Origin of the sequence: Bradyrhizobium sp. ISRA436 (genome assembly GCF_029910015.1) — a bacterium.
GTDB lineage: Bacteria > Pseudomonadota > Alphaproteobacteria > Rhizobiales > Xanthobacteraceae > Bradyrhizobium.
Window position 1 is genome coordinate 6,799,956 of the sequence record NZ_CP094519.1, and the last position, 13,968, is coordinate 6,813,923.

Annotated in this window: 9 protein-coding genes and 2 pseudogenes; 6 read left to right on the plus strand and 5 right to left on the minus strand. The window is 66.0% G+C overall.

Going from position 1 to position 13,968, the window contains the following annotated elements; translation table 11 throughout:
- Positions 1-26 precede the first annotated feature (26 nt).
- Positions 27-1,817 (minus strand): acyl-CoA dehydrogenase C-terminal domain-containing protein, encoded by a 1,791-nt coding sequence (locus tag MTX23_RS31620; RefSeq protein WP_280974006.1) that lies wholly within the window; start codon positions 1,815-1,817, stop codon positions 27-29.
- 96 nt (positions 1,818-1,913) lie between these two features.
- Positions 1,914-2,330 (minus strand): nuclear transport factor 2 family protein, encoded by a 417-nt coding sequence (locus tag MTX23_RS31625; protein WP_280974007.1) that lies wholly within the window; start codon positions 2,328-2,330, stop codon positions 1,914-1,916.
- 153 nt (positions 2,331-2,483) lie between these two features.
- Here MTX23_RS31625 and MTX23_RS31630 point away from each other — a divergent pair, with 153 nt between their 5' ends.
- The 5 genes from MTX23_RS31630 (at position 2,484) to MTX23_RS31650 (ending at position 9,719) form a co-directional block, all read left to right on the plus strand.
- Entirely contained in the window at positions 2,484-3,071 is a 588-nt protein-coding gene (locus MTX23_RS31630; RefSeq protein WP_280974008.1) for a PadR family transcriptional regulator, read from the plus strand.
- 309 nt (positions 3,072-3,380) lie between these two features.
- The gene (locus MTX23_RS31635) at positions 3,381-6,806 is read left to right on the plus strand and encodes a hypothetical protein (RefSeq protein WP_280974009.1); all 3,426 of its coding nucleotides are present in this window, start codon (positions 3,381-3,383) and stop codon (positions 6,804-6,806) included.
- Positions 6,807-6,917: 111 nt separating this feature from the next.
- Positions 6,918-7,754, plus strand: coding sequence for a hypothetical protein (locus tag MTX23_RS31640; RefSeq protein ID WP_280974010.1), 837 nt, complete (start codon positions 6,918-6,920; stop codon positions 7,752-7,754).
- 256 nt (positions 7,755-8,010) lie between these two features.
- Positions 8,011-8,940 (plus strand): sulfite exporter TauE/SafE family protein, encoded by a 930-nt coding sequence (locus MTX23_RS31645; RefSeq protein WP_280974011.1) that lies wholly within the window; start codon positions 8,011-8,013, stop codon positions 8,938-8,940.
- Positions 8,941-8,963: 23 nt separating this feature from the next.
- Positions 8,964-9,719, plus strand: coding sequence for a TIGR02186 family protein (locus MTX23_RS31650; protein WP_280978285.1), 756 nt, complete (start codon positions 8,964-8,966; stop codon positions 9,717-9,719).
- A 35-nt stretch (positions 9,720-9,754) separates the two neighbouring features.
- Here the strand turns inward: MTX23_RS31650 and MTX23_RS31655 are convergent, their stop codons facing one another.
- Both MTX23_RS31655 and MTX23_RS31660 read right to left on the minus strand, forming a co-directional pair.
- Entirely contained in the window at positions 9,755-10,522 is a 768-nt protein-coding gene (locus MTX23_RS31655; RefSeq protein ID WP_280974012.1) for an MBL fold metallo-hydrolase, read from the minus strand.
- Positions 10,519-11,443, minus strand: a pseudogene (locus MTX23_RS31660) (DMT family transporter). Before MTX23_RS31660 ends, MTX23_RS31655 begins: the two are co-directional and overlap by 4 nt.
- A 98-nt stretch (positions 11,444-11,541) precedes the next feature.
- Between MTX23_RS31660 and MTX23_RS31665 the strand changes: the two are divergent.
- Positions 11,542-12,404 (plus strand): annotated as a pseudogene (locus MTX23_RS31665) (LysR family transcriptional regulator).
- An 830-nt stretch (positions 12,405-13,234) separates the two neighbouring features.
- Here the strand turns inward: MTX23_RS31665 and pdeM are convergent.
- On the minus strand, positions 13,235-13,906 hold the full coding sequence (pdeM, locus tag MTX23_RS31670) for a ligase-associated DNA damage response endonuclease PdeM (protein WP_280974013.1): 672 nt from the start codon (positions 13,904-13,906) through the stop codon (positions 13,235-13,237).
- Between the last annotated feature and the right edge of the window lie 62 nt (positions 13,907-13,968).

The window sequence follows — 13,968 nt, forward strand, 5'->3', positions numbered from 1 at the left end:
CGCCGCGAGCGGGGCGGCGACAATTTTCAGAACGCTTCCGCGGCCAGTTCCATTGCGGTCGCACTGCCGCTCTGGATGCGCGCCAGGTGCACGGCGGTCTCCGGCAGCAGCTTCTCCATGAAGAAGCGTCCGGTCACGAGCTTGGTGGTCAGGTGCGGCGTCGCGGCGCCGGCGGCGATCTTGTCCTGCGCCACCTTGGCCATCTTCGCCCACATATAAGCGAGCGCTACGAGGCCGAACAATTTCATGTAATCGGTCGCAGCGGCGCCGGCATTGTCGGGCTTGGTGAGCGCATTCTGCATGAGCCAGCCGGTCGCCTGCTGCAGATGGCCGAGCGCGGTGGAGAGCGGGGTGATGAACGGCTTCATCGCCTCGTCGCCGCCATGCTCCTTGGCGTAAGCGCCGACCTCGCCGAAGAACGCCATCGCGGCACGGCCGCCGTCGCGCGGCAGCTTGCGGCCGACCAGATCCAGCGCCTGGATGCCATTGGCGCCCTCATAGATCATGGCTATGCGCGCATCACGCACGAACTGCTCCATGCCGTGCTCGGCGATGTAGCCATGGCCGCCGAACACCTGCTGGGCGGCAACCGTGTTGGCGAAGCCGGTATCGGTGAGCACGCCCTTCAGCACCGGCGTCATCAGGCCCATGTGATCGTCCGCCTCCTGGCGATCCTTCGGATCGTTGGAGCGGTGGGCGACGTCGCTCTTCAGCGCGGTCCAGATCACCATCGCGCGCGCCCCCTCGTTGAAAGCGCGGATCGAGAGCAACGCGCGGCGCACGTCGGGATGCACGATGATCGGATCGGCCGGCTTGTCGGGCGCCTTCGGTCCCGTCAGCGAACGGCCCTGCAGGCGCTCGCGCGCATAGGCGACCGCGTTCTGATAGGCGACTTCCGACTGCGCGAGGCCCTGCACGGCGACGCCGAGGCGGGCCTCGTTCATCATCACGAACATGCCCTGCATGCCCTTGTTCTCTTCGCCGATCAGCCAGCCGGTGGCGTTGTCGTAGTTCATCACGCAGGTGGAATTGCCGTGGATGCCCATCTTGTGCTCGATCGAGCCGCAGCTGACGCCGTTGCGCGCGCCCAGCGAACCGTCGGCATTGACCAGCACCTTGGGAACGACAAAGAGTGAGACGCCCTTGATGCCGGCCGGCGCACCTTCGATACGCGCCAGCACCAGATGGATGATGTTCTCGGCGAGGTCATGCTCGCCGGCGGAGATGAAGATCTTGGTTCCGGAAATCTTGAAGCTGCCGTCGGCCTGCCGCACGGCCTTGGTGCGCAGGAGACCGAGGTCGGTGCCGCAATGCGGCTCGGTCAGGTTCATGGTGCCGGTCCACTCACCCGCGACCATCTTCGGCACGTAGGTCTTCTTCTGCTCCGGGGTGCCATGCACCAGCAGCGCTGCGGTCGCGCCCATAGTCAGGCCGCCATACATCGAGAACGCCATGTTGGCGGAGATCTGGAATTCGTTGACCGCCTGGCTGAGCACCACCGGCAGGCCCTGCCCGCCATATTCTGATGGCGCCGAGAGCCCGAGCCAGCCGCCTTCGGCGACCTGCTTGAACGCATCCTTGAAGCCCTTCGGCGTGGTGACGCTGCCGTCATCATTGCGCTTGCAGCCTTCGAGATCGCCGGTGCGATTCAGCGGCTGCAGCACCTCCTCGCTGAGCTTCGCGGCCTCGCCGAGGATCGCTTCACGCACATCGGCCGACGCATCGGTGAAGCCCGGAAGATTGTCGTAGCGATCGATCTGAAAGACGTCATTGAGCAGGAAGCTGACGTCTTCGACGGGGGCTTTGTAGGTCGGCATGATGTTCTCCCGGCTGGCTGGCATTGGCAGCGCAGCTTTTCCCTGGGGTTCCCTTGAATGGACCTTATCCGCTTCCGGAGGTCCGCGGCAGTGACACTATCGAGACTGAGCTTGCGACGTTGCGCCGCCCTGCTTCATCAGTTCGTCTCCCATCAGCCGATGCAGCATGTTGATGGCCTTGAGCGGGCGCACCATCACCTTGAAATGCGTAATCCGGCCGTCGGCATCGAAGCTGATGATATCGACGCCGTTGATCCTGATGCCGTCGATCTCGTTCTCGAATTCGAGCACGGCGCCGGTGTCGTTGGTCCATTCTCCGAGATATTTGAAAGTCGGGCCGCCGAGCACCTTGGCGGCGCTGGTCAGATATTTGAAGGTGATGTCGCGGCCGCGCTGCGGCGTGTGCACCACCGGGCTTTCGAACACCGCGTCGGGATGCAGGAGGTCCAACAGCGCCGATGTGTCGTGGGACTTCATGTAGGCGTACCACTTGTCGAGGCCCGGTCTCTTCATCGGACGTCTCCTGCGGTGGGTTAGGAGCCTGAAGCTCGATCCGCGCTCATAAGGCTACAGGATCTGCATATGCATATTGACGCATATGCACAGTAATGCATAAAGTCAAGCGGACTTCAGAATGCGGTCTGGGAACTGAGATGGAGGTGGGCGTTGGCGCTCGGTGACGCAATCCTCGCATGCCTCACGGAACGTCCGATGACGGGCTACGAGCTCGCCAAGACGTTCGATGCCTCGATCGGCTTCTTCTGGAAGGCCGATCACCAGCAGATCTACCGCGAGCTGTCCCGGCTGCGCGACAAGGGTCATGTCCAGGGCCGCGAGGTGGTGCAATCGGGCAAGCCCAACAAGCTGGTCTACACCCTGACGCCGGAGGGCCGCGCGGCGCTGAAGCACTGGGCGGCGCGGCCGAGCATGCCGCCGTCGATCAAGGATGACCTGCTGGTCCGGCTCTATGCGCTGGACAGCGTCGACATCGAGCCACTGCGCGCCGATTTGATGGCGCGGCTCGAGCATCACCGCGACCGCTATGAGCGCTACGAACGCCTGCTCAACAAGCGCTTTCCCGATGGCAGCGCGCCGCCGGCCGATCTTGGCAAGATGCTCGGCTTGCGCATCGGGATGCGGCACGAGCGCGTGGTGGTGGAATGGTGCGAGGAAGCTCTCGACGCGCTGTCCGCGATCGCTGGTCGCGGCAATGTGCTGCAGCTCGACGACAGCAAGCGCGAAAGCGGCGGCTGACGGCCGAGATTGGCTCTGATTGAATCAGAACCGATCTTCAAGTTTTTTTGTTTGACCCGCTTTCTTCACGCGAGCCGGTATCTGCCTCGCTCGAAACCGCTCCGCTGTCCTGATCCGGCGCAACTGGTTCCGCGATTCCCGAACTTTAAGGTTCGTTAGCCCCATTCCTTAACCCGTTATTTACCGTGACGGGAAAAAGTCGGCAGCTGAGGCAGACGACCCGCGCAGAATTCGATTGTCTCTTAACCGGAATGCGCGGGGAGGCTGTGGGCGCAGGTTGTGGCGCCGGAGTCGGGACCGGACGGAATCATGAATTCGCGCGTATCGTGGAGTGTTGACGGCATCGATCCCTCCGTCCGCGAGAGGGCGGAGGCGGCAGCGCGCCGCGCCGGCATGTCGCTGAACGACTGGCTGAATTCAACCGTCGGCGATGCAACGCCGCCGGATTGGCGCGCGTCCTACGAGCAACGGCCGCCGATGCCGAGCCGGGAGAGCCGCGAGGTCGCCGACATCCACCAGCGACTCGACGCGATCACCCGCCAGATCGAACAGATTGCGAGGCCCGTGTCGCGCGGCGAGGCCGTGCGCGCCGAGGTGCCGCGCGGCCAGCCGGCCGTCGCTCGGCAATTGAACGACGCCATTTCGCGTCTCGATGCTCGCCTCTCACAGATTTCCAGGCCGCAACCGGCCCGCGAGCCGCAGATGCCTGACCGCCCGCAGCAGGAGCGGCAGCGCCAGGCTGAGGCGGTCGAGCGTGCCGCCGCGCAGATCTATCGCCCCTCGCCGCCGCTGAGCCCGGCCTCGTTCGATTCCGCGATCGCGGAGATCGCCGCGCGTCAGAACGAGCTCGACGCTCCCGCGCCCGCGCAGACGCCGCCACGCAATGCGCCGCCGCAGGCCGCGCCCAGCGGACCGGACTTCTCTTCGCTCGAGCGACACCTGCTCAAGATCACGAGCCAGATCGAGGCGCTGCAGCGTCCCGATCATATCGAGCAATCGATCGCTGCCTTCCGTGGCGAGCTTGCGGAAATCCGCCAGGCCATCACCGAGGCGATGCCGCGCCGGGCGATCGAATCGATCGAGAACGAGATCCGCTCGCTGCACCGCAGGATCGACGAGATCCGGCTCGAAAGCAACAACGGTAACGGCCAGGCAATCGCCGGTATCGAGCGTGCCCTGTCCGAGATCCGCGAGGTGCTGCGCACGCTGACCCCGGCCGAGCAGCTCACCGGCTACGACGAAGCTATCCGCAATCTCGGCGCCAAGCTCGACATGATCCTGCGCGCCAACGACGATCCGTCGACGGTGCATCAGCTCGAGGGCGCGATTGCGGCGCTGCGCGCCATCGTCTCCAACGTCGCCTCCAACGACGCGCTGCTGCGGCTCTCCGAGGACGTCCACGCGCTGTCGGCGAAGGTCGACCAGCTCTCGCAGATGTCGCGCGCCGACGGTCAGGGCGATGCCTTCGCGATGCTCGAACAACGGATCGCCGCGCTGGCCACGACGCTGGAAGGCCGCGAACGGCCGGCCGGTCACGACAATAGCGACGCGATCGAGAACGCGGTGCGCGCCCTGTCGGAGCGGATCGACCGCTTGCAGGTCGGCAATGACAGCGCATCGGCCTTCGCCCATCTCGAACAGCGCGTGTCGTATCTGCTCGAGCGTCTCGAAGCCGCCGATCAGCGCACCGGCAACCTTGGCCGGGTCGAGGAAGGGCTGCATGACATCATGCGGCACCTCGAGGCCCAGCACGCCCACATCGCCTCGCTCGCCGACGCCACCCGCAACTTCAGCGCCACGTCCGCCCCGCAGCCGACGATGGACAGCGGTATCGTCGACATGATGAAGCGCGAGCTGTCCGACATCCGCTTCAGCCAGGCGGAGACCGATCGCCGCACTCAGGATTCGCTGGAGACGGTCCACAGCACGCTCGGTCATGTCGTTGATCGCCTGGCGATGATCGAGAACGATTTGCGCACGGTTCGCACCGCGCCGCCGGCGCCCGCTGTGGCCGAACCGCGCGCGGCGGTGCCGCAGCCGGTCGCGCAGCCCAAGCCTGAACAATATAAGCCTGAACAATATAAGCCCGAGCCGTACAAGCCCGAGCTGCCCAATCCTGCCCTCGCGCAGGAGCACTTTGCCGCAGCGCCGCGCGACTTCCACGCCGCGGAGCCCCAGGCCGCAGCCGCGCCGCCCCCGCTGCCGCCGACCCCGCCGCGCGCCATCAGCGAGATCCTCGAGCCGCATGCGGCACGCGCCGCGATCGCGCCCGAACTGCCGCCGGATCATCCGCTCGAGCCGGGCACGCGTCCGGCGGGTCGCATGTCGTCGCCGTCGGAGCGGATCGCCGCGTCCGAAAGCGCGATCAGCGATCTTCCCGCCGGCAAGAAGGAGCCGGTCTCGACATCGAGCTTCATCGCCGCCGCGCGCCGCGCCGCGCAGGCTGCCGCCGCTCAGCCGGTCAACGAGAAGGCGGCGCGCGCCGCCAGCAAGGCTGCGGCAAAGGCCAAGGAGAAGGCTGACAAGGCCGAGAAGGCCAAGGCCGCGATCAAGGCCGGCTCGCCCGAAGGCCAGCCGTCGACCATCACCTCCAAGATCCGCTCGCTGCTGGTCGGTGCGAGCGTGGTCGTGATCGTGCTCGGCACTTTCAAGATCGCGATGAACCTGCTCGACACCAGCTCGGCGCCGCAGCTGCCTGCGATGGAAAGCAGCGAGCCGGCCGCAGCCCCGGTGCAGCGGCCCCCTCAAAACCTCGCCCCACCGGCGCCCGCCGCGCCATCGGCGGCTTCCGGGCCGTCGATGACCTCGCCGACCCCTCTCGGCCGCCAGTCCAACAACAGCTCCGCGCCGAACACGCTCGACAGCGCGCAAGTGACGATCCCGCCGGCGCCCGCGCCTACCCCGGCCGCAGCTCCAGTGACGCCGCCGGTCAACAACGACGTCACCGGCACGATTCCGGCGACCTCGGCGCCGTCGGCTATTCCCGGCAAGCTCGGCACGATCCAGATTCCGGCGGGCGAGAAGCTGCCTGACGCGATCGGCGGACCGGCGCTGCGTGCCGCCGCGATGAAGGGCGATCCGGCCGCGGCCTACGAGGTCGGCGTGCGCTATGCCGAGGGCAAGGGCGTCGCCGCCAATCTCGACGAAGCCGCCAAATGGTATGGTCGCGCGGCGCAGGCCGGCCTGGTGCCGGCGATCTTCCGGCTCGGCACCTTCTACGAGAAGGGCCTCAGCGTGAAGCGCGACGTCGATATGGCACGGCGCTATTATGTGCAGGCCGCCGAGCGCGGCAACGCCAAGGCGATGCATAATCTCGCCGTGCTCGACGCCGACGGCGGCGGCAAGGGCGCCGACTACAAGAGCGCGGCGCAGTGGTTCCGCAAGGCCGCCGATCGCGGCGTCGCCGACAGCCAGTTCAACCTTGGCATCCTCTATGCCCGCGGCATCGGCGTCGAACAGAACCTCGCCGAATCCTTCAAATGGTTCAGCCTGGCGGCCGCGCAGGGCGACGCCGACGCCGGCCACAAGCGCGACGACATCGCCAAGCGGCTCGACCCGCAGTCGCTGGCGGCGGCGAAGCTCGCGATCCAGACCTTTACGCCCGAGCAGCAGCCGAGCGACGCGGTCAACGTGCCGGCCCCGCCCGGCGGCTGGGACGCCGCCCCCGCACGGCCTGCAGCAGCGAAATCGGTCAGGCAGCCAGCGAAGCGAACCGCCGCGCTGGTCGCCCACTAACGCAGCTCAGCCGGGCACCATCCCGGCTTGGCGGTCCTATCCCTCAGCAATCCAACCGTGTAGACAGGCACGCGCCGCGCGAACAGCGGTTGCCGCCGGGAGGATCGCGTTTTGTCTGCCGATGACCGCCAGGACGAAGGAACGGGAGTGCACCGTTCGCCGCCAACCGGTCCCCGGGTCACGCCGCCGCAAGCGCCGTATCGCGACGGGCTGTCGCGCGCAGCCGCGCCTCGCCGCGCAAACATTCCCACTCAGCACGGCATCTTCAGACCTTCCGTCTGGTCCGTGGTGATCTTCGTCCTGCTGCTGTCAGGTGTCGGGATTCGTGCCTATCGCGATCTGTCGCGGCCGGGCGCCGCCTGGGACTATTCGCGGGAAAACTTTGGGAAGCCGAGCATGAAATCTGCGGTCATTGCCAGGGTCGATCTCGACGGCTCGGGCCGAGGGCGGCGGATACTTGCGATTAGTGGCGACATAGGCCGGGCCAGTGCAAGCTGGTTCTACGACCAACTCAAGCAGGCACAACTATCGCCAGGTGATGTGATCCTGCTGTCGTCGGATGGCGGCGATCTGGCCCAGGGCACGATCATGGGTGGGCTCATCCGTTCGCGCGGGCTCGCCACCGCGGTCGGCACGGTGGACGCCTCCGGCAAAGTGTATGCGGCGTCCTGCGCCAGCGCCTGCGTGCTGGTCTACGCCGGCGGCAAAACCCGTTACGGCATTTTTGGATCGCTACTTGGGGTCCACCGCTTCACTGTAGACGGACCGGTGGAGGATCCCCTTGCAGAGGGCCAGCGTACCCAAGGTAGGCTGCTCGGCTACATGACCAAGATGGGCGTCTCCTCCCGAATCGTCGAACTGATGTCGCAGACCTCGGATATTCGCTGGCTCAGTCCGAAAGACGCGTTTGCGATGAATCTCATCACTACACCGGTCGATCGGCCCTGAATCGAGGCCGTCATTAATCTGAAACGTCAACCACGTCGCCGGGACCGCGACGACATGCGGCAAAAAAGCCGCTGGAATCGGATTCTTTAGTCCCGCCTCCGGCCGATTTCGGTTATGCAGGAACCGGCACTCGACCGGCGTTCGCCCTGCTCCTCGGCGCCGAGCGGATTGTTCTGCCGGAGAATGCCCGACCAGGACACCACGCCGTGGCGCAGTCTTGCGGCTGACCGCGGCGAACCGAGAAGAAGCGACGCGCGTGCAGCTCTACCTCCCGATCGCCGACATTCCGGTCAATGTCTTCCTCATCCTGGCGATGGGCGCGGCGGTCGGCTTCGTCTCCGGCATGTTCGGCATCGGCGGCGGCTTCCTGATGACGCCGCTTCTGATCTTCGTCGGCATTGCGCCTGCGGTCGCGGTCGCCTCCGTCGCGAGCCACATCGCGGCCTCGTCGTTCTCGGGCGCGATCTCCTATTGGCGCCGGCGCGCGATCGACCCGCTGCTGGCCACGGTCCTGCTGATAGGGGGCACGCTCGGCACCGCGCTCGGGGTGTGGACCTTCACCTATCTGCGCTCGCTCGGCCAGCTCGACCTGATGATCGCGCTGTCCTATGTCATCCTGCTGACCACGGTCGGCAGCTTGATGTTCTGGGAAGGCCTGCGCGCGATGCTGCGCGCTCGCCGCGGCGGCGCGGTCACGCTGCGCAAGCCCGGCAGCCATGGCTGGATCCACGGCCTGCCGCTGAAGCTGCGCTTCAAGCGCTCCAAGATCTACCTCTCGGTCATTCCCGTCATCGTGGTCGGCCTCGTCATCGGCTTCATCGGCGCGATCATGGGCATCGGCGGCGGCTTCATCCTGGTGCCGCTGATGATCTATCTGCTGCGGGTGCCGACCTCGACCGTGATCGGCACCTCGATGGTGCTCACCTTCGTCACCATGGTGATCGCCACCATGCTGCATGCCGTGACCAACCATCTGGTCGACGCCGTGCTGGCGCTGATCCTGATGGTCGGCGGCGTCACCGGCGCGCAGTTCGGCGCGCGCGCCGGTCAGAAGATCCGCGGCGAGCATCTGCGCCTGCTGCTCGGCCTCTTGGTGCTCGCGGTCGGCATCCGCTTCGCGGTCGAGCTGGTGATCCGGCCTCAGGACCTCTACAGCATCCGCGAAAGCGGCGGAGTCCCGCCATGAGACTGTGCGCGCGGCTTGCGTTCATGGGTCTCTTCGCCGTCGCGCTGGCGGCGGCGCCGGCCCATGCCGAGCGGCTGATCGTGTCGGTCTCCAACCACCGCGTCACCGTGACGCCGAACTATTCCGGCGGCGAGCTCGTGCTGTTCGGCTCGGTCGAGAAGGACGCCAGGACGCCGCCCAATCGCGGCAGCTACGACCTCGTCGTCACCGTCTCCGGCCCGCGCGCCGACATGGTCACGCGCCGCAAGGAGCGCAGGTTCGGCATCTGGATCAACACCGACTCCCGGCAGTTCCTGCAGGTGCCCGGCTATCTGGCGCTGTTCTCCAATCGCCCGTTTGACGCGATTGCGTCTCCGGACGTGCAGCGGCGCCAGCAGCTCGGGCTCAACAACGTGCTCTTGATGCAGCGCGTCGGCTCCGACTATGCCGACGTGGTGCCGAACGACGCCTTCCGCAGCGCCTTCGTGCGGCTGCGCTCCGAGCACGGGCTCTATCGCGAGGCGACCTCGGCCGTGACATTCCTGACGCCGACCCTGTTCCGCACCGGCATTCCGCTGCCGGCGGAGGTGCCGATCGGCATCTACAATGTCGAGATCAAGCTGTTCGCCGACGGCAAACTGGTGACGAAAACCGAGACCGCTTTCGAGATCGTCAAGGTCGGTTTCGAGCAGTTCGTCGCGACCACCGCGCGACAGAACGGCTTCGCCTACGGTCTCGTCACCGCGCTCATGGCGCTGATGACGGGCTGGATGGCCTCGATCGTGTTCCGCAAGGATTAAAGCTCCTTCCATGAATCCTCAGATCGGATTCCTCATCATGGCTCGATGACGGTGGCGACACCGGGCTCGAGGATGCGCAGCCGGCGGCCGAAGCCGAGGGTGTCGAAGGACATCCGCAGATCGTTGGCATTCTGCCGGAAATGCGCCCAGCCGTCGGTATGGACCGGCACGATCACCGCATCCGCAAAGGCGCGCGCGGTCTCGATCGTATCATTGCTGTCCATGGTGAGATGGAACGGACCACGGGTCTGCGCCGCGCCGGCGAAGGGCAGCACCACCCCGCAATTGAAACGCCGCGCGACCTCGGCGACGCCGTCGAACCAGGTGGTGTCGCCGCTGACATAGATGGGGCGGCTGCCTGCCCTGCTCGACTCCACCACGAAGCCGATGACATCGCCGGACAGCGGCTCGATCCCCGCGGGCCCATGCCGCGCCGGCGTCGCGGTGATGGTCAGCGACCGATCGCCCTTCTTCAATACAGTCGAGCCCCACGGCACGAAGCCCTCGGTCATGCCGCCGAGGCGCTTGGCGCCGGCCTCGGTGGTCAGCACGCGCTTCGCCTGCTTCAGGAAATCGCGGCCGGCATTATCGAGATTGTCGGAATGCTGGTCGTGGCTCAGCAGCACCGCATCGATCTCACCGACGTCGCGCGCGCCGAGCGCAGGGCCGGTCAACTTCTCCAGCCTCACATGCGGCAGCTGATAGTCGCCGGGCGCATCGAAGGTCGGATCGGTCAGCAGGCGGAACCCGTCGATCTCGATCAATGCCGTGGGTCCCCCGATCAGGGTGATGGTGATGCTCATGTCACACTCCTCTTGGACGATGCGGCAGCTGCAGGGCGGGTCACCAGATAAATGCCGAGTGCCACCGGAACGATCCCGAGCAGGTCGTGGAATTCGACGTGCTCGCCGAGCACGAGGAAGGCGAACAGCATACCGAGCGGCGGCATCAGGAAGTGATAGGCGCTTGCAGCCGTGGCGCCACACACTTTCAGGAGATGAAACCAGAGCAAATAGGCCAGGATCGAACCGCCGAGCACGAGGAAGGCAAAGGCGGCGGCGAGCCGCGCGCTCGGCACGATGTCGCCGACGCTGGCGAAGGCAAACGGCATCACCGCAAGGCCGCCGGCGATGTTCTGGATGCCGTTGCCGATCCACAGGCTGCCCTTGGGCGCGAGCAGCTTGAACAGGATGGTGCCGCCGACGATCGAGGCGAGCGAGGCCAGGGTGAACACGATGCCGTGCGGACTGTCTGAGCCAACCGACATGCGATGCCAGACGATGAAAGCGACGCCGGCAATGCCGAGCAGCAGGCCCGTGACCCTGCGCCAGGTAAGCGCCTCGCCGAGGAACAGCGCCGCCAGGACGGCGGTGAACACCGGATTGGCCGACACGATCAACGCGCCGAGACCGGCAGAGACCGTCTTCAGCCCCGGTGTAGCCGAGGCCGAGATAGAGTGCGTTGTTGGCGACGCCAAGTACGGCGAACACGGCAACATCGCGCCAGCTGAGGTCCCATTCGTCCCTGCGCAGCAACGAGATGGCGAGAATCAGCACGCCGGCGAGCGAGAAACGCGCGGCGAGCAGGATCAGCGGCGGGCAATCGGTGACGCCGATCTTGCCGGCGACGAAGGCGAAGCTCCAGAGCAGGCAGAACAAGGTGATCAGCAACGGCAGCGTGTTGAAGCGGGTGCGGGGCATCGCGACGGCGGGGGCGACTGACATGGGAGGGTCTCCTTTGCCCACGATCTAGGCTCGCGCCTTGGTATTTGGAAATTAAATGATAGACCGATATCCCAGTTGATTTTCGAATGGAGGCTGCGATGCTCGACCTTGAGCTGCTGCGCAGTTTCGTCTCGGTGGTCGATGCCGGCGGCTTCACCCGCGCCGGCGAGCGCGTCCACCGCACGCAATCGACGGTGAGCCAGCAGATCAAGCGGCTGGAGGAGGATGTCGGCCAGCTGCTTCTGATCCGCCGCGGCAAGGACGTGACTCCGACCGAAGCCGGCGAGCGGCTGCTGAGCTATGCGCGGCGGCTGCTGGCGCTCGCCGAAGAAGCGCGCGACGTGGTGTCGCGTGCCGGCAGCGAAGGCGCGATCCGGATCGGCATCACCGAGGATTTTGCGGCGTATCGGCTGACAAAATTGCTCGCGACCTTCTCGCACAGCCATCCGAACCTGCGGCTCGACGTGCATACCGGCCAGAGCCTCTTTCTGTACCGCGATCTGGAGCGCGGCGATCTCGATCTCGCGCTGATCAAGCGCGATGCCAGCGAGAAGGGCGGCATCGCGGTGTGGCCGGAGCGCGTGCACTGGTCACCAGCAGGAGCCATCCGCGCGACACGAGGACCGGCTCGGTGCCGTTGATCGGCTTCGCCTCGGGCTGTCTCTATCGCGCCCGCGCCATCCACGCGCTGGAGAGCGCCGGCCGCAACTGGCACATGGCGTACACCTCCTCCAGCCTCGCCGGCATCCAGGCCGCGGTCGCCGCAGGCTTGGGGCTGAGCATCCTGTCGGAGATGTCGATCCAGGCCGAGCATCGCGTGCTGACGGCGAAAGACGGGTTTGCGCCGATCGACAGGACCGAGGTCGCCCTTGTCGCGGCCCCCGAGGCCAGCCCCGCGACATTGCGGCTGGCTGACCGGCTCGCGCAGTATTGCGACACGGTGCAGGCGAAGGCGGCGTAGGCGGAGGTGATGCCGTCGATCGTCCCGGCGAACCGCGAAGACGACATCGGAGATCGCTCCCGATTCAAGATCAAGCATCCAAGCTCTCGATGTCATCACCCGCGCATGCGGGTGATCCAGTATTCCAGGGACGGCGGTGCATGAGCCGAGGGCCCGCGGCGTACTGGATGCCCCGCCTTCGCGGGGCATGACGACTGTGTATGACGCGCGTCTACACTCTCGCGACAGGATTTGTCCGAGCTTTGCATTTCGTTTCGCCGCCCTTCGATCAGAGGGCGCAGGGAAAGCCGGGTGCCGATCGCACCCATGGGTCCCGTGCAAATGGAAAGCACGGGAGGTAGGACCACAGGTGAAACCGGAGCGATCCCGGCTTTCCCTGCGCGATGGTTTACGGCTTATACGTGCTCGCCCCGGCGAGACTGGGCTTTGTTGTCACCGTCTTCGCAAAGACGCGTTCCGCATCTTGCGAGGAGACACCTGCCACTAGGGCGCCAGGCCTGCACGACTTCACCGTCCGCCTCACGCATGCTCGTCAGTCACACGCTCGGCGTCCACCGCATCTCACCGCAACACTCGTGACGATCGCGAAGCGCCCCTCAAGCGGGTGAGACGGGCGGATTCGTGCCACTGATTTGCCCGACGACGGAAGCGCTCATTTGCCCGTCGGGGTGATTTGTCGCAGGGCGACGCTCCCTCTCCGTTACATTCGCTCACGTAGGATGAGTAGAGCGTAGCGAAACCCATCGCTGTCGCCGCGAGGACGGATGATGGGTTTCGCTTCGCTCTACCCATCCTACGAACTGCGGCGTGCCCCCGAATGACGAAAGGGCTCAATAGCACCGCGATGCGGCAAACGCGTGCACGCGGTTGTCGCCGAGCACATGCGCCATGAAGCCCGGCGAGCCGAAGATCTTGGCAAACGCCGCGTCGCGGATGCTCAAGCCTCCGGTGTAGGCGCCGAAGGCCGGCATCACCGCGCGCTCGCCGTCGCTCGCAAAGCAGCGGCGCTCGATCGAGCGGCCGCGGGTCGGCACGCGCGCCTTGGGATGCAGATGCCCGGCGATCTCGCCGCTCGAACCAGTCGGCTCGTGCCGGAACACGATCGGACCGATCGCGACCTCGGTTGCGACCACGCCGCCGAGATCGGCGGGCAACACCGGATCGTGATTGCCCGAGATCCAGATCCAGTTGCGCCGCGCCTGCAGCGCCGCCAGCGCCTCGCGATCAGCCTCCGACAGCCGTTCATGGGCATCGCGATCGTGAAAACTGTCGCCGAGCGCGATCACCTGGCGCGGATCGTGGCGCGCGATCACGGCGGCGAGCCGGCTCAGCGTCGCCACCGTGTCGTAGGGCGGCAGCAGCACGCCGCGCGCGGCGAAACTCGAGCCCTTTTCCAGATGCAGATCAGAAACAACAAGAAGGCGCTGCTCTTCCCAGAACAGCGCGCCGGAGAAATCAGCAACAAAGGCAACGTCCGCGACGGTGACCCTCGAAACGCGCATGTCGTCACTATCTCCCGAAGCCTGCGCGCCTGCCGTCACGTCCTGTTCCCCAGAGTATGATC